Source organism: Nonomuraea aurantiaca (assembly GCF_020215705.1).
GTDB lineage: Bacteria > Actinomycetota > Actinomycetes > Streptosporangiales > Streptosporangiaceae > Nonomuraea > Nonomuraea aurantiaca.
The window spans coordinates 1-18,341 of record NZ_JAIWNB010000043.1 but is presented as its reverse complement, the minus strand read 5'-3'; the positions used below and the strand labels follow the sequence as shown (position 1 = coordinate 18,341).

General features: G+C 70.2%; 19 protein-coding genes. 10 read left to right on the top strand and 9 right to left on the bottom strand.

What is annotated here, in order from left to right; genetic code table 11:
- Positions 1-113: 113 nt before the first annotated feature.
- Positions 114-419 (top strand): YkvA family protein, encoded by a 306-nt coding sequence (locus tag LDL49_RS51155; RefSeq protein ID WP_225302230.1) that lies wholly within the window; start codon positions 114-116, stop codon positions 417-419.
- Here the strand turns inward: LDL49_RS51155 and LDL49_RS51150 are convergent.
- From LDL49_RS51150 to LDL49_RS51140, 3 genes are all read right to left on the bottom strand, one after another.
- Positions 416-1,612 carry an amidohydrolase family protein gene (locus LDL49_RS51150; RefSeq protein WP_225302229.1) on the bottom strand — a complete coding sequence of 399 codons (1,197 nt, stop codon included), beginning with the start codon at positions 1,610-1,612 and terminating at the stop codon, positions 416-418. The genes LDL49_RS51155 and LDL49_RS51150 overlap by 4 nt on opposite strands.
- A 162-nt stretch (positions 1,613-1,774) precedes the next feature.
- Positions 1,775-2,524: a tyrosine-protein phosphatase gene (locus tag LDL49_RS51145; RefSeq protein WP_225302228.1), complete on the bottom strand. Its 750-nt coding sequence runs from the start codon at positions 2,522-2,524 to the stop codon at positions 1,775-1,777.
- 10 nt (positions 2,525-2,534) lie between these two features.
- Positions 2,535-3,320, bottom strand: a complete 786-nt coding sequence (locus LDL49_RS51140) for an SURF1 family cytochrome oxidase biogenesis protein (RefSeq protein ID WP_225302227.1) — start codon at positions 3,318-3,320, stop codon at positions 2,535-2,537.
- 164 nt (positions 3,321-3,484) lie between these two features.
- On the opposite strand from LDL49_RS51140, the gene LDL49_RS51135 reads away from it, so the two are divergent.
- Complete coding sequence (locus tag LDL49_RS51135; protein WP_225302226.1) at positions 3,485-4,132, top strand: VC0807 family protein; 648 nt, start codon at positions 3,485-3,487, stop codon at positions 4,130-4,132.
- Positions 4,133-4,149: 17 nt separating this feature from the next.
- Here LDL49_RS51135 and LDL49_RS51130 read toward each other — a convergent pair whose 3' ends face one another.
- The gene (locus tag LDL49_RS51130; protein ID WP_225302225.1) at positions 4,150-4,617 is read right to left on the bottom strand and encodes a winged helix-turn-helix transcriptional regulator; all 468 of its coding nucleotides are present in this window, start codon (positions 4,615-4,617) and stop codon (positions 4,150-4,152) included.
- 60 nt (positions 4,618-4,677) lie between these two features.
- Here LDL49_RS51130 and LDL49_RS51125 point away from each other — a divergent pair, with 60 nt between their 5' ends.
- Both LDL49_RS51125 and LDL49_RS51120 read left to right on the top strand, forming a co-directional pair.
- Entirely contained in the window at positions 4,678-5,160 is a 483-nt protein-coding gene (locus tag LDL49_RS51125; RefSeq protein WP_225302224.1) for a GNAT family N-acetyltransferase, read from the top strand.
- 26 nt (positions 5,161-5,186) lie between these two features.
- Positions 5,187-5,777, top strand: a complete 591-nt coding sequence (locus tag LDL49_RS51120) for a TetR/AcrR family transcriptional regulator (RefSeq protein WP_225302223.1) — start codon at positions 5,187-5,189, stop codon at positions 5,775-5,777.
- On the opposite strand, the gene LDL49_RS51115 is transcribed toward LDL49_RS51120, so the two are convergent.
- Entirely contained in the window at positions 5,731-6,075 is a 345-nt protein-coding gene (locus tag LDL49_RS51115) for a hypothetical protein (RefSeq protein WP_225302222.1), read from the bottom strand. The genes LDL49_RS51120 and LDL49_RS51115 overlap by 47 nt on opposite strands.
- A 143-nt stretch (positions 6,076-6,218) precedes the next feature.
- On the opposite strand from LDL49_RS51115, the gene LDL49_RS51110 reads away from it, so the two are divergent.
- Positions 6,219-7,628 carry a DUF7059 domain-containing protein gene (locus LDL49_RS51110; RefSeq protein WP_225302221.1) on the top strand — a complete coding sequence of 470 codons (1,410 nt, stop codon included), beginning with the start codon at positions 6,219-6,221 and terminating at the stop codon, positions 7,626-7,628.
- 284 nt (positions 7,629-7,912) lie between these two features.
- Here LDL49_RS51110 and LDL49_RS51105 read toward each other — a convergent pair whose 3' ends face one another.
- The 3 genes from LDL49_RS51105 to LDL49_RS51095 form a co-directional block, all read right to left on the bottom strand.
- On the bottom strand, positions 7,913-10,924 hold the full coding sequence (locus LDL49_RS51105) for an AfsR/SARP family transcriptional regulator (RefSeq protein ID WP_225302220.1): 3,012 nt from the start codon (positions 10,922-10,924) through the stop codon (positions 7,913-7,915).
- A gap of 252 nt (positions 10,925-11,176) precedes the next feature.
- Entirely contained in the window at positions 11,177-11,824 is a 648-nt protein-coding gene (locus LDL49_RS51100) for a GNAT family N-acetyltransferase (RefSeq protein ID WP_225302219.1), read from the bottom strand.
- Positions 11,825-11,965: 141 nt separating this feature from the next.
- Positions 11,966-13,252 (bottom strand): pyridoxal phosphate-dependent aminotransferase, encoded by a 1,287-nt coding sequence (locus tag LDL49_RS51095; RefSeq protein ID WP_225302218.1) that lies wholly within the window; start codon positions 13,250-13,252, stop codon positions 11,966-11,968.
- 79 nt (positions 13,253-13,331) lie between these two features.
- Between LDL49_RS51095 and LDL49_RS51090 the strand changes: the two genes are divergently transcribed.
- Positions 13,332-14,267, top strand: a complete 936-nt coding sequence (locus LDL49_RS51090; RefSeq protein WP_225302217.1) for a LysR family transcriptional regulator — start codon at positions 13,332-13,334, stop codon at positions 14,265-14,267.
- Positions 14,268-14,279: 12 nt separating this feature from the next.
- On the top strand, positions 14,280-14,951 hold the full coding sequence (gene rnhB, locus LDL49_RS51085) for a ribonuclease HII (RefSeq protein ID WP_225302216.1): 672 nt from the start codon (positions 14,280-14,282) through the stop codon (positions 14,949-14,951).
- 27 nt (positions 14,952-14,978) lie between these two features.
- On the opposite strand, the gene LDL49_RS51080 is transcribed toward rnhB, so the two are convergent.
- A complete protein-coding gene (locus LDL49_RS51080) occupies positions 14,979-15,968 on the bottom strand; it encodes a helix-turn-helix transcriptional regulator (RefSeq protein WP_225302215.1) in 990 nt (329 codons plus the stop codon).
- 125 nt (positions 15,969-16,093) lie between these two features.
- On the opposite strand from LDL49_RS51080, the gene LDL49_RS51075 reads away from it, so the two are divergent.
- The 3 genes from LDL49_RS51075 to LDL49_RS51065 all read left to right on the top strand — a co-directional run bounded on the left by LDL49_RS51075 (position 16,094) and on the right by LDL49_RS51065 (position 18,257).
- On the top strand, positions 16,094-16,489 hold the full coding sequence (locus tag LDL49_RS51075) for a RidA family protein (RefSeq protein WP_225302269.1): 396 nt from the start codon (positions 16,094-16,096) through the stop codon (positions 16,487-16,489).
- Positions 16,490-16,604: 115 nt separating this feature from the next.
- Positions 16,605-17,306 carry an NAD(P)-dependent oxidoreductase gene (locus LDL49_RS51070; protein ID WP_225302214.1) on the top strand — a complete coding sequence of 234 codons (702 nt, stop codon included), beginning with the start codon at positions 16,605-16,607 and terminating at the stop codon, positions 17,304-17,306.
- Between the two features lie 147 nt (positions 17,307-17,453).
- Positions 17,454-18,257 (top strand): LLM class flavin-dependent oxidoreductase, encoded by an 804-nt coding sequence (locus LDL49_RS51065; protein ID WP_225302213.1) that lies wholly within the window; start codon positions 17,454-17,456, stop codon positions 18,255-18,257.
- Positions 18,258-18,341: the final 84 nt, after the last annotated feature.

Sequence of the window (18,341 nt, the reverse complement as noted above, 5' to 3'; positions counted from 1 at the left end):
GTTATGTCGTGAGAGGCCCGGGTAGGAGGAGCGACATGATGGCGAAGGCAGGACGGGCTGCGGCGGCCTGGCGTACATACCGTGAAGTGAGCAAGCCCGGCACGCCGGGCTTGATGGCCAGGTTACGAGCGATCCCGCGCATGATCGGCGCCGTGATGCGCGGTGAGTACGACGGCTTGGGCAAGAGCAAGCTGGCGCTGATGGGGTTCGGCGTGATCTACATGATCTCGCCGATCGACCTGGTGCCGGACTTCCTCGTGCTCATCGGTGTCGTGGACGACTTCGGGGTCTTCCTCTGGCTGCTCGCCTCGCTGCTCGGCGAGAGCGGACGCTACGTGGACTGGGAGCACGCGGCCCTCCAGGGAAGGGTTCAGGGCAAGCTCGACGGCCCTGGTCCGAAGCGACCTCGCCGGCGCTAGAACTCCTCCATCCGGAGCCAGGCCCGTGACGGCAGCGGGTGGCCGAACAACCGGGCGGCGTTGCCGTAGGCGACCCTGGCGATGTCGGCCGGCGGAAGCGTGCCGAGGTTTTGGGCCACCGACTGCTGGGTGTCGGGCCAGGTCGAGTCGGAGTGCGGGTAGCCGCTCTCCTGAAGCACGTGGTCGAGGCCGACGGCCAGGCGCACACCCGACAGGGAGTGGTCGTCCAGGGTGCCGAAGTAGAAGTTGCGGCGCAGCACCTCGCTGGGCTTGAGACCGCCGTCCCACTGCGCCTCGCCCGCCACGGGGTGATCCAGCGCGTAGTCGGCCCGCGCGGCCAGCATCGGCAGCCAGCCCACGCCGCCCTCCACGATGAGGATGCGCAGATTGGGGTAGCGCAGCGGGAGCCCCGACCAGAGCCAGTCGGCGCAGGCGAACATCGCGCTGGTCGGCATCAGCGTGGTGATCGCCTCGATGGGCGTGTCGGGCGACGGCACCGGCGACCAGCTGGAGCCCCCGGTGTGCAGGCAGACGACGGTCCCGGTCTCCTCGCAGGCGGCGAAGAACGGGTCCCAGTGGCCGCTGTGGATCGACGGCAGCCGCAGCCGGGTCGGGAACTCGGGGAAGACCACGGCCTTGAAGCCGCGGGCCGCGTTGGCCCTGATCTCCTTGGCGGCCACGTCGGGGTCGGGCAGCCAGGGCAGTTGCAGGCCGATGATGCGCTCGGGGTAGGTGCCCGCCCAGACGTCGATGTGCCAGTCGTTCCACGCCTTGACCAGGGCGAGGCCGAGCTCCTGGTCGCGGGTCCTGGCGAACGGCATGCCCGACTGGCCGGCCAGCATGCCGGGGAAGCAGAGCGCCGCCCAGATGCCGGCCAGGTCCATGTCCTCGATGCGGGCCTCGATGTCGTGGCAGCCGGGACGCATGTGCTCGAACCTGACCGGGTCGAGCGTCCACTGCTCCCGTGGCAGGCCGGCGCCCACGTCGAGCCCGGCACACGGGTATGTGGCGCCGCCGTAGCGCCAGACTTGGTGACCGCCCTCCGTCTCCACGACCTTTGGCGCGACCTCGGCGTATTTCTCCGCGAGCCGGCCTTCGAAAAGGTCTGGCGGCTCGATCAGGTGATCGTCGGCGGAGATGATCACATAGTCGCGCCGCCTCGGATCCGGATCGGGGAGCAGCGGCGTAGTCACGCAGGTAACCGTACGACGGCCGCATAACGTCGAACAAGCTGCGACGTCTCCGTTGGGTATCCACTATGCCCGAGGACCCGGGATCGCCGGGAGGGGGATGTGGCGACCCCGGGCCAGGAGGTCCGCTTTGCGAGGTTGCTGCTCTGCGAACCCCGATGCCGCCTACCCACCGGAGATCGGATCAGTCCGCGACAGAAGAGTATTCTGCAGCTCTTCGATCGTCCCCGCGTCGACCTGCAGGACGTCCGTACAGTACTTCGCGACCGAGCCGTGCCGGGCGGCCAGATCGGCGAGGAACAACCGCATCGCCTCGGCCGGAGCCACCCCGAAGCCGGGCCATCGGGTGGCGTTCGGATGCCGGCGCTGCCAGCTCGTGATGAAGCGCTCGGTGGCCAGGCTCGTTAACGCGTAGTCGTCGATGATGTCCTCGTCCGCCACGCCGATGAGACTCAGGATGAGCGCGGTGAGCAGCCCGGTGCGGTCCTTGCCCGCCGCGCAGTGCACGACCACGGGCGCGCTGCCGGACCGGGAGATCGTCTCGACGGCCGCGCGGAGGTTGTCGACCCCGTCCTCGGTCACCTCGAGGTAGCGGTCGGCGAGGTATCTGCCGACGCCCAGCCGGTCGTCGTAGGTGTTGACGTCCCAGCGGCGGCCCTCGATGGGCAGGTTGCGGTAGTCGAGCCCGTCGGACTCGGGCACCCGGCCGGTCCGCTCCACCTCGAAGGGATGGCGCAGGTCGATGACGGTCCGCACCTTGAGGGCCTGGAAAGTGATGAGATCGTCTCCCGCCAGCCAGCCGAGGGAATCGGCACGATAGAGCCGTTGCCACCGGACGGTGTGCCCGTCCCTTGCGACATATCCACCTACGTCACGAAAGTTGTAGATACTTGCGAACTCTATGTGGCGGATCACCCTATCCAGCTTAATTGCTGGGCGCCCCGACTTCCTGGGCCGGCGCGTTCTCCGCGGCCTTCCTGTCGGCCACCTCGCGCCGGATGAGCAGGATCCAGCCGCCCACGGCCACGCCGATGAACAGCCACCACTGCACGCCGTAGGCGAGGTTGAGGCCGCCCCCGGCGCCCACATCGGGCGCGGGCACCGGCGCGGGCGCGACCGCCGCCTCGGGCTGCTGCTTGGTCAGCTCCACATAACCGCCCATGAGCTGGTACGGCAGCGCCTTGCCGATCTTCGCGGTGTCGATGAGCAACACCTGACCGGGCGGCAGACCGGCGCGCTCCTTGACTCCGGCCGTCTCCTCGGTCTCGCTGAGACGTAGCCTCCCGGTGACAGTTACCTGACCTGTCGGCGGCGGCGGCACCTCAGGAGGCGCGTCGGCGCTCGCCCCGGCCTTCACCCATCCGCGGTTGACGAGCACGGCCCGACCCGGCCCGGTGACCAGCGGGGTCAGCACGTAGAAGCCCAGCTGTCCCTCCTGCGGCCGCCTGCGCACCACCAGCGCGTGGCTGGTGTCGTAGCTCCCCGACGCCGTGACCGTCCTGAACCGGTCGGTCTCCCGCGCCCCGTTGCCCATCAGGCTCTCTACGGGCACGGGCGCGGCCGCCAGGTTCGCGGTGACCTGCGTGCTGTTGGCGGAGCGCTCCTCGAAGCGCCCGAACTGCCACCGGCCCAGGAACACGAAGGCCGGGATCACCAGCAGCACCACGATGTGGAGCGCGATCCAGCGGGGCGTGAGAAGGAACCGGTACACCCCTCAAGGGTAGGCACCGGGGCCGGTGCTCCTTCACCTGGCTCGGTCTGCCGGAGCGTGACCTAATCGCAATCTGGTCGAAACACTTACCGAACGGCGCTTCATCGCGTACGGTCGGGATTCGTCCAATCAGCTCCCCCTCCAGAGAGCGCCTCCAAAGCCATATGACCGTGCTTGCCGCGCCTTCCGCGGCGCCCGCGTTCGAGCTGCCCCGGTTCGGCCGTCTGGTGCGCCACGCCGTGCCCCGCGTGTTCGAGGGCATGATCCTGCCCGTCGCCGTCTTCTACGCCGGGATGATCCTTTCCGGGATCACCGGCGGGATCGTGGTGGCCGTGGCCTGGGTGTACGCGGGGGTGGTCTGGCGGCTGGCCAGGCGCAGGGCGGTGCCGGGGGCGGTGCTGCTGGCCGCGGGCACCGTCACCGTCAGGGCCGTGCTGGCGCTGCTGTCCGGCAGTGCGGTGATCTTCTTCCTGCAGCCGACCCTGGGCGTCTTCTGCGCGAGCGCCGGGTTCCTGGCGACCGCCCGGCTGCGCCGGCCGCTGGCCCGGCGGGTGGCGGAGGACCTGGTGCCGCTGCCGGAGCACGTGATCGAGCGGCCGGTGATGCGGCGCTTCTTCGCCAGGCAGTCGCTGGTGTGGGGATGCGCGCAGTTCGGCAACGCCTCGCTCAGCCTCTGGCTGCTGCTCAGCCAGACGATCCAGACGTACCTGATCGTGCGCACGGCGGCCGTCGCGGCGCTGCTGTCGGGGGCGGCGCTGCTGACCCTGATCGACTTCCGCTGGTGCCTGCGCGCCCTCCAGCGCGACGCCTGAGCGCTGATCCCCGGAGTTCAGGCGGTCTTCAGTTCGGCGCCTGAGCCGGGGAGTGCCGTCACCTCGCGGGGTCCCGCGACCTCGTGGCCCTCGGCGCACCGGAAGTGCTGCTCGATGGGCGCCCCGCAGTCGCGGTGGGTCAGCAGCACGGGTGGCCCCTCGTCACCGGCCAGGTATTTGTCGCCCCAGTGCATGAGCGCCACGAGCAGGGGATAGAGGTCACGCCCTTTCTCGGTCAGGCGGTATTCGTCACGCTGGCGCTGGCCGGGCTCGCGATAGGGCTCCTTGCGCAGCAGGCCCTCGTCGACCAGCCGCGCCAGTCGCGCGCTGAGCACCTGCCGGGGCGCGCCGGTGATCGCCTGCATGTCGGCGAACCTGCGAACACCGCGGAACGCCTCGCGCAGCACCAGGAAGGTCCACTTCTCCCCAACGATGTCCAAGGTGCGCTCGATGGAGCAATTGTTCACCTGGAATGCCACGTTCATGCGCCATATCTTACCTGAGTTCAATTGACAGACCCAGGAAAAGGAGAGGAAGCTGAGTTCATGCTCGGAACTCAGATCCGGCCCGCCCGGACCGACGACGCCGAACGGCTGCGGCGCTTCCTCGCCCGGCTGTCCCTGCACACGCAGACCCTGCGCTTCTTCACCGGCATCGGCGCCCCGGCCGCCAGCATGGTGCGGGTGCTCATCGCGTTGGACGACCACAGGGACGCCCTGGTCGCCACCCTGGACGGCGAGATCGTCGGCCACGCCATGAGCTACCGGGGCGGGGCGGCCGACGTCGAGATCGCCGTCGTGGTCGCCGACGAATGGCAGGGCAAGGGGCTCGGGCCGCACCTGATCGACGTGCTGCTGTTCAGGGCCGCGGTGCGGGGCGCGAAGACCGTCGGCATGGATGTGATGGGGGAGAACAGGCGGGCGCTCCGGATGATCCGCAGGCTCTGGCCGGACGCTCAGATGAAGGTGGCTTCCGGGACGGTCGAGGTGACCGCTAGGATCCAACGGGCGGAGGTATTTGCGGAATAAGGTTCTGTTGCTCCACCATTGACAGTGTGAAGAGTGCCAAGAATGGACGCGACGGACGCACCCGCATCATCGACGGTGCCCTGCGCCGATTCAGCCAGGACGGGGTGTCGGCCACCACGCTGGCCAGCCTCCGTGAGGAGAGCGGCGTGAGCGTCGGCAGCTTCTACCACCACTTCGCCAGCAAGGAACACGTCTTCGGCGTCCTCTACGCGGAGATCCTCACCGCCTACCAGGCGGCCTTCCTCGCCGAGCTGGTCAGCCACGAGGAGGCCCGCGACGGCATCGAGGCCGTCGTGGCGCTGCACATGCGGTGGGCCGGTGAGCATCCGGAGCGCGCGAGGCTCCTGGTCAGCGAGCGCCCGCCACGCAAGAACGAGCCGGGCGGCGCCGAGGTGGCGGAGGCCAGGCGGGCCTTCTTCCGCCAGGTGTCCGACTGGTGGCGGCCGCACATGAAGAACGGCCGGCTTCAGGTCGTCCATCCGACCATGTGCTACGTGCTGTGGCTCGGACCGGCGCAGGAGATGTGCCGCCTGTGGTTCGCCGGCGCCCACACGCCGACGGAGGAGGAGATCAAAGGGCTCGGTGAGGCCGCCTGGCAGAGCCTGCGGCAGCGTTAGAGGCCGGCCTGATCCGCGACGGCACCCGCCAGCAGGCCGTGTCGAGGGAGATGTCCAGCCGCAGATCGCCACGCTGCCTGCGCAACCCCGGCACGCGCACCCGCGCGTGCACGTCGAACCGCCCTCGGCAGGGGTAGCCGAACCCCAGCTCGCCCGGCAGCACCCGCAGGTCGTCGCGGTTTCCGCAGCTGGGGCAGGTCCATGAGACCAGGTCCAGCCCGCGGTTGTAGTCGGAGCAGGCGCGGAAGTAGTCGTCGGGCCAGAAACGGGACTCGCAGGCCAGGCAAGGGATCTGCATTGATCCGCTCCTCTTCTAACGCCGAGCGTGGGTCTTCATAGAGATATCGTGGCCCGCTTGCAAAACGCTTGGACGTTTCGGTAACAGTATGATTACTGTGGGTATCGGATCATGCGCGGATTCTGCGGTGAAAGGATGGTCTCGTGGAACGACTGCGCGATCACCTCCTCGAGACCGGCTACTCGATTGACGGCGTCCGCGATCGGCTGGGCGCCATGGCGGCCTCGGCCCTGTCCCGCGAGGAGCTGGTCCCGGCTCTGCGCGCCACGGCCGGTGACGACCCGCTGGCCGCGCTGATCCGGCTCTGGTGGCTCGGCGCCGCCGTTCCGGCCGCGCGGTTCCCGGCGGGCGTTCTCGACGAGGCCCGCGCGTCGGGCCTGGTCGCCGTCGAGGGCGAGCACGTACGCGCCACCGTGCACCTCCAGCCCTGGGAGACCGGCGGCTACGTCGTCTCCGATCGCAAGGTACGGCCCGGCGACCCGGCTCTGCGCCCCGACCACGTCGTGGGCGCGGGCGGCGCCTCGGCCAACCTGGCTCAGCTCGTCACCCGCCGCCCGGTCCACCGGGCCCTCGACCTCGGCACGGGCTGCGGCGTACAGGTGCTGCACCTGGCCGACCGCGTCGAGGAGATCGTGGCCACCGACCTCAATCCCCGCGCGCTGGAGCTGGCCCGGCTGAGCTGGCGGCTGTCCGGGATCGACGGTGTGGACGCCCGCGTGGGCTCCCTGTTCGAGCCGGTCGAGGGGGAGCTGTTCGACCTCGTCGTCTCCAACCCGCCGTTCGTCATCTCGCCCGGCGGCGAGCTGACCTATCGCGAGACGGGCGCCGACGGCGACGCGTTCTGCCGCGATCTCGTACGACAGACCCCCCGCTTCCTCAATCCGGGCGGCCAGGCCCACTTCCTGGCCAATTGGCTGCACGTGGCGGACGAGGACTGGCGCGACCGGGTCGGCGGCTGGCTCGGCGAGACCGGCTGCGACGCCTGGGTGGTCCAGCGGGACGTCCAGGACCCGGCCGAATACGTCGAGCTGTGGCTGCGGGACGCCGCCGTGCAGGGCACCCCCGGCTACACCGAGCACTACGACCGCTGGCTGGCCTGGTTCGACGAGCACAAGGTGCGGGGCATCGGATTCGGCTGGATCACCATGCGCAACGCGGGCACGCTCGACCCGGTGGTCCGCGTGGAGCAGCTCACCCACCAGGTCACGCTGCCCGTCGGCGACTACGTCGACGGCGTGCTCGACTCGATCGCGACCGCCCACCGGGTGCGCTTCCTCGACTCGGCCCACCTGCGGACCGTGGCGGGCCTGCTGGACGAGCGCATCGGCCTGCCGGGGGCGGAAGACCCCATGCGCATCGTGCTGCGCCAGACGGATGGCCTGCGCCGCAGCAGGGAGGTCGGCACCGTCGAGGCGGCCCTGGCCGGCGTCTGCGACGGCGACCTCGCCCTCGGCCCGCTGCTCAACGTCATCGCAGAACTGGTCGGCGACGGGGAGATCCTGCACACCGACGCCATCCGGCCGCTCATCGCCGAGGGTTATTTCCTGCTTTGATCGGCCGTTGATCGGATGTTGACCCCCCGGGTGGAGGCTTCTCACCAAGACACGAGCCCGGGGGGTTCGAGGCTCGTGTCGGGTCCGGCCGGCCGTCGATGTGAGGCGGCTAGCCGTTACGCGGAGCATCCGGATAACCGGGCCCCCTAGCGACGCGTGACGGTCAGATGGCCGGCCGGGCTAGCAATCGCGCCACCCGCACGCATCACGGGGGATCCGTGACTCCCAAAGGGGCAGCCTTGATCAACCATGTGTGGATGACACGTCTGGACGACGAGCTGTACTCAGGGCTCGACGGGACTGGCGACCGGATCGACGACAGCACCGGCGACGGGCTTGACGATCGAGGCCTTGTCGAGGCGGACCTTGAGGTCCCCCGCCTCAGGAGCGCCGAGCAGCGAGAAGATCTCGAAGGCCTGCCGTAGGCAGTCGAGGCTCCTCGTGGCGCTGCCCAGCCCCTCGAGCGCCTCGCCGAGCACCATCAGCGAGAGCGCCTCACCATAGGGATGGCCGATCTCCCTCGACACCACCAGCGCCTGCTCCGCGTGCCGTACGGCATCGGGGTAGCGCTTGGCGGCGATGAACGTCTCGGCGAGCCGGGAACAGACCCGCTGCTCCCACACGCGCTGCTTGCTGGCCCGGAAGAAGGCCAGGCACTCGGCGTGGTGGTGGACGGCCTCGGCGATGCGGCCGACCCGCGACAGGACGATGCCCAGGTGGTAGCGGGCGCGGGCGGTGCCGGCGCCGCTGCCGATCTCGGTGAAGATGGCCAGGCCCTTCTCCGCCGCGGCGATGGCGTCCTCGGGGCGGCCGAGGCCGAGATGGTCGCGGGCCGAGTAGCTGAGCACGAGCGCCTCGCCGGCCGGCACGCCGTTCTCGCGATACCAGCGCATCGCCGACTCGAACCAGGTCAGCGCCTCGGCGTGGCGGCGCTGCCGGCCCACGACGACGGCCAGGGCGTTCATCACCTCGCCGGTGACGACCTTCTCCGCGCGCTCGACCGAGAGCTCGTGCACGATCCTGAACTGCTCCTCGGCCTCCTTGAGCCGGTTGCTCGCGAACAGCACCCGGCCGAGCACGTAGCGGGCCCGCAGCTCGCTGCCCGCGTCGGCGATGCGCTTGGCGGTGGCCAGCACGGCCCGCGTGCCCTGGTCGAACTCGCGGGTGTGGGTCCCGGACTCCAGCAGCGGCTCCATGGCCACCAGCAGGTCACCGGCGGGCAGCAGTGGCTCAGGCGCGTGGGCGGTGGCGGCGGCCTGGTTGATCGCGGCGAACAGCGAGTCGCCCTCGGCGACCAGCCAGGCGACGGCCTCGTTGACGCTGTTGAAGGAGAGCCCGCTGCCGTCCACCTGGAGGTTGTCGGCGATCATGCTGCCCTCGTAGGCCAGCCGGTGCGCCGACTGGGCGGAGGCCAGGTAGAACCCGAGCAGCCGCCGCAGCGCCATCGTGCGGGCCTGCGGCCGTTCGGTCTTCTCCAGCGTCCGCCGGGCGAACAGCTTGAGCAGGTCGTGGAAGCGGTAGCGGCCCGGCGCGGGCGCCTCCAGCAGGCTGGCGTCGACCAGCGACTCCAGCAGGTCCTCGCTGGCCAACGCGCTCATCGACAGCACCGCCGCCGCGGCGCCCACCGAGAAGTCGGGCCCGTTGGGCAGCGACAGCAGCCGGAACGCCCGGGCCTGGGCGATGTCCAGCTGCCCGTAGCCGAGGGCGAACGTCGCCTCGACCGCCAGGTTGCCCACCCGCATCTCGTCCAGGCGGCGCTGCTCGTCGGTCAGCCTGGGCACCAGCGAGGCGACCGTCCACGAGGGCCGCGCGGCCAGCCGGGCCGCCACGATCCGTACGGCCAGCGGCAGGAACCCGCAGGCGGCGACCACGTCCATGGCGGCGCCGTGCTCGGCCGCCACCCGCTCGGGCCCGGCCACCGAGGCGAACAGCGTCAGCGCCTCGTCCGGGTCCATCACGTCCAGGTCGAACAGCCGGGCCGAGGGCAGGTCGGCCAGCTTGTGGCGGCTGGTGACGATGGCGGCGCAGCCCGAGGAGCCGGGCAGCAGCGGGACGACCTGCTCGGCGTTGTGGGCGTTGTCGAGCAGCACGAGGATGCGCCGCTCGGCCAGCAGCGACCGATAGAGCGCGGACCGCTCGGCCAGGCGCTCCGGGATGACGTCGGACGGCACGCCCAGCGCGCGCAGGAACGCGCCCAGCGCCGACTCAGGACCGGTCGCCTCGTCGGTGTAGCCGCGCAGGTCGGCGTACAGCTGGCCGTCGGGGAACAGGTCGTCGGCCGCGTGCGCCACGTGCACGGCCAGGGTGGTCTTGCCCACCCCGCCGATCCCGCAGATCGCGGCCACCGGCACGCCCTCGGCGGGCTTCGACGACAGCAGCGCGCGCAGCCGTCCGGCGATGTCCATGCGCCCGGTGAAGTCGCTCACCGCGGCGGGCAGCTGGGCGGGGCGGGGCAGGTCGAGCGTCGGTGCCCGGTCCTCCGGCGCCTCCTCCTCGGCCACCTCGGCCGCGGCCAGCGTGGGGTCGGCGGACAGGATGCGCTGGTGCAGCGCGGTCAGCTCGTGGCCGGGCTCGATGCCCAGCTCTTCGATCAGCGCCTCACGCGTCTCGGTGAAGACGGCCAGCGCGTCGCCCTGCCGGCCGCACCGGTAGTAGGCCAGCATCAGCTGGGCACGCAGCCGCTCACGCAGCGGATGCTCGGCCGTCAGCGCGATCAGCTCGGACACGACCGCGGCGTGCTCGCCCAGCTCCAGATCCAGGTCCATGAGCGTCTCGACCGCACTGATCTGGCACTCGACCAGCCGGTCGCGCTGATGCTCCGCGTACGGCCCGACGGCCCCGGCCAGCGGCTCGCCCTCGAACAGCGCCAGCCCGGCCCGCAGACCCTCGGCGGCCTCCCGCGGCTTGCCGGCCCGGCGCGCGGCCTCGGCCTCGTGGATGCCGCGCTCGAACCGGGTCAGGTCCAGCGAGTCGTCGGGCAGCCGCAGGGCGTACCCCCGGCCGACGGAGGTCAGCAGCTCGGGCCGGGAGCGGGCGGCCCTGCCGGGCTCCAGGACCGTGCGCAACCTGGAGACGTACGTGCGCAGCGCACCGAGGGCCCGCGGCGGGGCGTCCTCGCCCCACACCGCGTCGATCATCTCGGTCGGAGTAACCGCACGGCCTTCCCGCAGGAGCAGCATGGCGAGAATGGAGCGCTGCAGCGGGGTGCCCAGGTCGAGTTCCTGGCCATCGCGCCACGCGCGGACGGGGCCGAGCACGGCGAACCTCAGCCCGCCTTCGCCGCTCTGACCAGTCATGTCGCCTGTCTCCAACGCAATGGAAAGATTTGTTACCAAATGATAGGTCCATCCTTGCGTAACAGATAGGCATCCGCCCATTCGTTAACCGAAGCGTTGATCGGCCTTTAATCGGGTGTTGAGCCACGCGGCGGATGCTGAGGGTCAACAGCGGCATGGCCCCGATAACGCGGGGGCGGCCATGACACTGGCATAAATGGGACAAGCAAGACACAGGCCCCGCCGTATGGCGGGGCCTTCACGGATGCTTCCTTATGCTGCCTCGGCCGCGAGGACAAGCCTCTGGGCCAGGCGTTCTCGAATCCCGGGCCATTCCGAGTTCAGGATCGAGTAGTACGCCGTATCTCGGACAGTGTCATCCGCGCCCCTGCATTCTGCCCGGCGTATCCCGTCGAAATGCGCGCCCAAGGCGGCTATCGCGGCCAGGGACCTGTTGTTGCGTACGTCTGACTTGAGCGTGATGCGGTGGACGTTCCACGTCTCGAAGGCGTGCGAGAGCATCAGGTACTTGCTTTCCCGGTTAGCACCCGTGCCCTGGGCGGACGCGCCCAGCCAGGTGTAACCGATGTCGGCCACGGACGGGACCTCGCCCACCGCGCCCCGCGTACCCGGCGGCCAGGGCATGGGGCCCTGCCAGTACTCCAGGTGCATGAGACGGGTGGCACCGACCACACGGTCGGTGTTCAGCCACCGGACGGCGAAGGGCAGCGTGCGGCCCTCCGCCTGCTCAGCCAGTGCGGCCTCCACATAGGAGACCATCTCGTCCCGGCCGGCCGGGACACGGGTGAAGGCATACGTGGAGCGGTCTTCACTCGCCGCGGCGACGAGGTCGTCGATCACCGCGAGGCTGAGAGGTTCCAGGCGCACGAGGCGCCCGGACAAGGTGACAAGAGCGGGCATGAGCACATGATGGAGGCTGCTCGGTATGGGAGAGAACAGCACTCGCCCACCATTCTTTGCAGCTTGTTGCAACCTGGGTATTCATGCAGGTCAACGGGCCGATTACGGGGTCTCCGCACCGGCCCGTGGACAAAGTTTCGCCTAACTGTGACATGGCGTCGGCACGAGCGCCGGGTGCCGTTCACGCACCGGGCTCCGCCGCGCCGGCGAGAGCTCCGTCAAGCCCATCGACAGCTGGTCGAGATTGGCCGCGATCCACGGCAGCTGGAGTGGATCCGAGCTGTTCAGCGCGGCCAGTCGCTCCTCCGTGGTGTCCCCGTAGAGCAGGCTCACCGCGACCCGTACCCGCGCGGCGGCGGGATCGTCGCCGAACGCGTGGCCGGGCAGCACGCCGATGCCGTGCTCCTCGAGCAGGAGCCGGGTGATCTCGGCCGAGCCGCCGAGTCGCAGGTGGCTCAGGTCCGGGTAGAGGTAGAACCCGCCCTGGGGAGTGGGCACCGACGCGCCGATCTCCGTGAACCTGTCGCGCACCGCGCGAGCGAGCGTTCCGTGCAGCCGCCGGCTCCGCAGGATGCGCTCGGCCAGCTCGGGCGGGTCGGTGAAGGCGTAGGCGGCGGCTTCCTGCACGGGAGCGGCCGGGGCGGACCAGATCTCGCTCGCCACCGCGAGCAGCTTGGCGCGCAGGTCGTACGCCTCGTCGGGCAGCCTGGCCACGCCGATCCGCCAGCCGCCCAGCGCCAGGCTCTTGCTGAGCCCGGTGGTGACGACCGTGCGCTCGGGCGCCAGGTCCGCGGGCGAGGTGAAGGGAAGCAGCGGGTCGTGCAGCAGGTCCCGGTAGATCTCGTCCGAGATGATGTACAGGTCGAGCTCGCGGGCGACCTCCACCAGGCGTTGGATGGTCTGCGGCGGCGCGAGGCGTCCGGTGGGGTTGTCGGGCAGCGTCACGAGCACCGAGCGGACGTTCCGGCCCTGGGCGCGAGCGTGCAACACGGCCGAGGCCACGCGCTCCGGATCCGGTACACCGCCTTCTCCCTGCGGGGGCGCGACCATGATCGGACGGGCGCCGACCAGGTCCGCCTGCGCCGCGTAGCTGACCCAGCTGGGCATGGGCAGGACGATGTCGCCGCCGATGGCCAGGAGCACTCCGTACAGCAGTGACTTGCTGCCGGGGCCGCAGACGACCAGTTCGGGGTCGGTGGGGAGTCCCCGTCGTGTCCAGTAGCCCGCCGCCGCGCTCCGCAGGTCGGCCGCTCCCGCGACCGGCCCGTAGCCGTTGCGCTCGGATGCGGCGACCAGCTTGTCGCGCAGCGCCGGGTGGACGGGCAGGCCGGCCTCGCCGAATGCGAGGTGCAGCACCCGTTCCCCGGCGCGCCGTCTTCGCTCGATGTCTTCGTTGGTCGCCAGAGTGGCGGAGAGGGTAACCGTCATGTTTGTCACGTTCCCAGCGTGGTTGGATGAAGGCATCACCACAAGCGAGGCTTTTTGTGGGTGGGCGGAAGGAAGTCCGATGCTCGAATTCCGGCGCTTGGTGCTGATCTGCGAATTTGCTCGTCGAGGCAGCATCTCGGCGACCGCCGAGTCGCTGGGGTACAGTCCTTCCGCCGTGTCCCAGCAGCTGGCGGCCCTCGAACGGGAGACCGGAACCGCGCTGATCGACCGGACCGCGCGCAGCGCCGAGTTGACGGACGCGGGCCGCCGCCTGGTGATCCATGGCGAACGCATTCTGTCCATGGTCGAAGAGGCCGAATCCGACCTTTCGGCCCACGCGGGCACGCCGTCCGGCCGGGTGGTGGTGACCGCCTTCCCCACGGCGGCGGTCGCGTTCGCGCCCGCCCTGGCGCGCTCGCTGCGCCGCTACACCGAGCTGACGCTCCGGCTCGGGCAGAGCCGGTCGGGGCGGGGCATGCGCGAGGTGCAGGCGGGCGAGGTGGACATCGCGCTCGTCGACGACTGGTACGGGCGGGTCGGCGACAGCGACAGCCTGCGGACGTTCCCGCTGCTGAACGACCCGCTGGTGCTGGTGGTGCCGCGCAAGCACCGGCTGGCCGACCCGGAGGTGCCCCTGGACCTGCGCGAGCTGCGTGACGAGCCGTGGATGGCCACTCCGGACGGGGAGCCGTCACGCCTCGCGGTCGACCGGCTCTTCGTGGACGTGGGCGGCACCAGGCCGACGCCGTGGGAGTTCGAGGGGCTGGGCACCATCCTGTCGCTGGTCGCCAAGGGCATCGGGATCGCCGCCGTGCCCGCGCTCGCGCTGGCCGCCGGCGTGCGCGGCATCGCCGTCCGCCAGTTCCCCGGCAATCCGGTGGGCCGCGAGGTGCGGGCCGTCGCGCGCGGCTCCAGCGTCCACCGGCCGTCGGTGTCGGTGACGCTACGGGCCATCCACGTCGCCGCGCGCTATCTCGCCGCCGATCTGGATCCGGTACGGCTCGCGGAGCGATAACGTCTGGTGCCCATGGCGCCCACCTATGACATCGAGCACCTGCTGCTCTCCCAGCGCAGCACGACCACGGTCGCGGGCCTCGACGAGGTGGGGCGGGGCGCGTGGGCCGGCCCGGTGACGGTGTGCGCCGTCATCACCGACCTGTCGGACCCGCCCGCCGGGCTGACGGACTCCAAGCAGCTGTCCGCCGCCAAGCGCAGGGCGGTGGCCGCCTCCCTGGAGTCCTGGGCGGCCGGCATCGGCTTCGGCGACGCCACCCATGCCGAGGTCGACGAGCTCGGCATGACGGAGGCCCTGCGCCGCGCCGCCCGCCGCGCCCTGGCCGCCCTCCCCGTGCGGCCCGACGCGCTGATCCTCGATGGCTCGCACGACTACATCGGGGCGCCGTGGCCGGTACGCCTGGAGGTCAAGGGCGACTCGGCCAGCATCTCGGTGGCGGCCGCCTCGGTCCTGGCCAAGGTACGGCGGGACGCGTACATGGGGACGATCGGATGCGACGAGTACGGCTTCGCGGACAACGCGGGCTATCCGTCACCGGTCCACCAGGAGGCGCTGGCCCGCCTGGGGCCTACGGAGCACCATCGGCTGTCGTGGTCGTACCTGGACGACCTGCCCCGCTGGCGTCACCTCAAGCGGCACCGGGACCCGGCCGTGGGCGAGGGCCAGGCGAGCCTCTTCGGTTAGCTCCTTCGGTTGATCTTTTCATGCGGGTCAGGATGACGCTCCGTAGCGGGTGGCGATCGCGGCGGCGCGGTTGCGCAGGGCGGTGCGTAACCACTGCGGGGCGAGGGCTTCCGCGTTCGTGCTGAGCTGCCACAGTGCCCATTCGGCGTGTCTCGAATCTTGGAAGGTCACCTCCATCCGCAGCCAGCCGTCCGCGCCGGCTTCTTCGGTTTCGGCTTCTTCGGCGAGGACGGCCAGGGCGGTTCCCAGCAGGTCCTCCCGCCGCGCCGGGTGGACTCGTACCAGCACGGTGACTTGGTCGCCGCCGGCCCGGAACCGCGTGCTGCGTTCCTGCCAGGCCCGGTCCAGATCGACCCGGTCTGGTCGCTGTGCGGGTTCGGCGAGTTCCTCGGCGGCCAAGATCCGGGACAGCCGGTAGGTGCGGTCCGCGCCCGACCTCGTGGCCAGCAAGTAACCCCGGTCACGTATGGTGACCAGGCCGATCGGGTCCACCGTGCGCCACTCCGGGGTCTGGTCCACAGCCTCGTAGTGGATCCGCAGCTTGTGCCCGGCGAACACCGCACGCAGGACCTCGGCCGCTATGGCGTCAGGCACCTCCTCAGCGACCAGCCGCCGCGAGAGGAGGTCGGTCTCCGGGTCGATGAGCAATCGCTCGGCCGCGCCGGCCGCGGTGTCCCGATAGCTTTCCGGGAGCGCGTCAACCACCTTGAGCATCGCCGAAGCGAGCGACGAGCCGAGGCCGAATGCCTGGGCGCCGCGCCGCGATCCGGCGACCAGCAGGGCAAGGGCCTCGTCGGGGTTCAGCCCGGTGAGCTCGGTCCGGAATCCCGGCAACAACGCGAAACCGCCGTGCCGGCCGCGTTCGGCGTAGACGGGGACACCGGCCGCGGACAGCGCCTCGATGTCGCGCAGCACGGTGCGGGTGGACACCTCCAGCTCGCGGGCCAGCGTGGCCGCGGACAGCCGCCCGTACTGCCGCAGCAGCAGCACCAGCGAAACCAACCGATCGGCGCGCATGCGAGAACGTTAGCGAAATACACGACACAGGATGTCGTGATTTGTTGGGAGGCTCATAAACGCGACCGGCTGTCGAGCCGATCGACGTACGTGATGTGAATGAATCGAATGGAGCTGACATGGCAATGGAGCGAACGGTCGTCAACCCGTGGGCGTGGTCGGTGGAGATGGGGTACAACCAGGGTGAGGTCGTCTCCGGGCACACCCGGACCCTCTACTGCTCCGGGCAGACTGCGATGAGCGGCGACGGCAAGCCCCAGCACGCCGATGACATGGCGGCGCAGGTGGCGCTGAGCCTCGACAACCTGGAGGCCGTGCTCGGCGAGGCCGGCATGTCCCTCGCGAACCTCGTCCGGCTCAACGTCTACACCACCGACGTCGATCTGCTCTTCCAGCACTACGGCGTGCTGGCGTCGCGGTTGGGCGCCGCCGGGGTGGCACCGCCCACCACGATGCTCGGGGTGACCCGGCTGGCGATCCCTGACCTGATGGTCGAGCTTGAGGGGACCGCCGTCGCGTGATGCGACCTCGCCGCCTCCGGCGGGCCGCCGGAGGCGGCGCGCCAGGGCCGCTGTCACCTTCGCCGAGCGCCGCGCGTCATGGGGGTGAACGCCACCATCTGAAGGGGGAGCTGACATGCGTGTCGTCGTCTTCGGCGCCAACGGGCCCACCGGCCGGCTGCTGACCGCCCAGGCACTGGCCCAGGGACACCAGGTCGTCGCTGTGACCCGTAACCCGGCCGCCGTCCGGCCGCGTGACGGCCTGGCCGTGGCGAGCGCGGACATCAGGGACCGGGACGCGGTCGAGGAGGCCGTCGCCGGCGGACAGGCCGTGGTGTCGGTGGCGGGTGTCTCATATAGCAGCAAGCCCATCAGCACCTATTCGACCGGCACGGCCAACCTCATCGCCGCCATGTCACGACATGGCCTGAAACGGCTGGTCGTGGCCAGCAGCGCGGCCATCGACCCCGCGTATCGTCCGAGCGACTCGTTCCTCTTCACCCGGATCGTGGAGCCGTACTTCATGCGCAAACCCGGACGGACCCTGTACGAGGACACGATCCGGATGGAGTCGCTGGTACGGGCGAGCGACGTGGACTGGACGATCGTCCGCTCGGCCTGGCTGTTCGACTCCGACACGGTGACGGACTACCGCGTGAGCGAGAACTTTCCGGGCGGCATGTACGCCGGTCGGAGCGACCTGGCGGCGAGCATGGTGGCGCAGCTCGCCGACGACCGGTACGTCCGCAGGACCGTGGGTGTCCACACCGTCGAGGGCACGCCGAGCCTGATCAGGCAGATCTGGCGCGAGGGCATCCGGAAACCACAGAAGCAGTAGCGGAAGAGGGATGGCGGCGGAGGGCGGAGGGCGGCCGGGCTTTCACGCGGCGGAAGGCGGAGGGCGGCCACTCGTCGCCGTGAGCGGTGACCTGAGTAGCGTCCCGAGTGGTGTCCCAAGCGCCAGAAATCAACCATCATCGATGGGATGCGAATCGGGATTTTTCTGATCGTGGCCCGATTTCCGGACCAGAGATCGGAGCAGGTGCTGGCGAACGCTCTCGACCTCATCGTGGCGGCCGAGGAGGCCGGGTTCGCCGATGCCTGGATCGCCGAGCACCATTTCATGTCCTACGGCGTCTGCCCCTCCGCCACCATGCTGGCGGCCGTGGCGATCGGCAGGACCAGCCGCATCGGCCTCGGCACCGCCGTGAGCGTCCTGTCCACCCAGCACCCGATCGCCCTGGCCGAACAGGCGGCCATGCTGCACCACCTGTCGAACGGCCGCTTCACGCTGGGCGTCGGGAGGGGCGGCCCGTGGGTGGACCTGGAGGTGTTCGGCACCGGGTTGGAGCGCTTCGAGCACGGCTTCGAGGAGTCGCTGGACGTACTGCTCGCCGCGCTCTCCGGCGAGCGGGTGTCGGCGGCGGGGGAGTTCTTCAGCTTCCGTGAAGTGCCACTGGTCCCACCGGCCAGGCTGCGCCCGGTCGTGGCCTGCACCTCACCGCCGACCGTGGCACTGGCCGCGAAGCGCGGCCTCCCGATGCTGCTCGGCATGCACATCGACGACCGGCAGAAGAGCTCGATGATCGCCATGTACGCCTCTCACGGGGGAACGCCTCAAGCCCACATGGCAGCGGCCGTCGCCCACGTGGCGAACTCCACCGCCGAAGCCCGAAACGAGCTGAAGGAGTCCCTGCCGCGCTGGCTGACGCCCGGCCTGGCCGGCTACGTACCGGTGGACCACAGCTTGGGTTCAAGGAGTCGTCGCAACACTGCTGTTCAGCAGTAAGTTTAGATGATCGCTGAAGGCTTCTGCCGGTGTCTTCCACCCGAGAGTTTTTCGGGGCCTGGTGTTGAGCGCGAATGCTACGGC

Excerpts from the sequence above, each read along its gene's own strand:
- LDL49_RS51090 (WP_225302217.1), top strand. The coding sequence starts at position 13,332 with ATGCTCGAATTCCGGCGCTTGGTGCTGATCTGCGAATTTGCTCGTCGA.
- LDL49_RS51070 (WP_225302214.1), top strand. The coding sequence starts at position 16,605 with ATGCGTGTCGTCGTCTTCGGCGCCAACGGGCCCACCGGCCGGCTGCTG.
- LDL49_RS51135 (WP_225302226.1), top strand. The coding sequence starts at position 3,485 with ATGACCGTGCTTGCCGCGCCTTCCGCGGCGCCCGCGTTCGAGCTGCCC.
- LDL49_RS51065 (WP_225302213.1), top strand. The coding sequence starts at position 17,454 with ATGCGAATCGGGATTTTTCTGATCGTGGCCCGATTTCCGGACCAGAGA.
- LDL49_RS51125 (WP_225302224.1), top strand. The coding sequence starts at position 4,678 with ATGCTCGGAACTCAGATCCGGCCCGCCCGGACCGACGACGCCGAACGG.
- rnhB (WP_225302216.1), top strand. The coding sequence starts at position 14,280 with ATGGCGCCCACCTATGACATCGAGCACCTGCTGCTCTCCCAGCGCAGC.
- LDL49_RS51095 (WP_225302218.1), bottom strand. The coding sequence starts at position 13,252 with ATGACGGTTACCCTCTCCGCCACTCTGGCGACCAACGAAGACATCGAG.
- LDL49_RS51100 (WP_225302219.1), bottom strand. The coding sequence starts at position 11,824 with ATGCCCGCTCTTGTCACCTTGTCCGGGCGCCTCGTGCGCCTGGAACCT.
- LDL49_RS51130 (WP_225302225.1), bottom strand. The coding sequence starts at position 4,617 with ATGAACGTGGCATTCCAGGTGAACAATTGCTCCATCGAGCGCACCTTG.
- LDL49_RS51105 (WP_225302220.1), bottom strand. The coding sequence starts at position 10,924 with ATGACTGGTCAGAGCGGCGAAGGCGGGCTGAGGTTCGCCGTGCTCGGC.
- LDL49_RS51080 (WP_225302215.1), bottom strand. The coding sequence starts at position 15,968 with ATGCGCGCCGATCGGTTGGTTTCGCTGGTGCTGCTGCTGCGGCAGTAC.
- LDL49_RS51075 (WP_225302269.1), top strand. The coding sequence starts at position 16,094 with ATGGAGCGAACGGTCGTCAACCCGTGGGCGTGGTCGGTGGAGATGGGG.
- LDL49_RS51155 (WP_225302230.1), top strand. The coding sequence starts at position 114 with ATGGCCAGGTTACGAGCGATCCCGCGCATGATCGGCGCCGTGATGCGC.
- LDL49_RS51115 (WP_225302222.1), bottom strand. The coding sequence starts at position 6,075 with ATGCAGATCCCTTGCCTGGCCTGCGAGTCCCGTTTCTGGCCCGACGAC.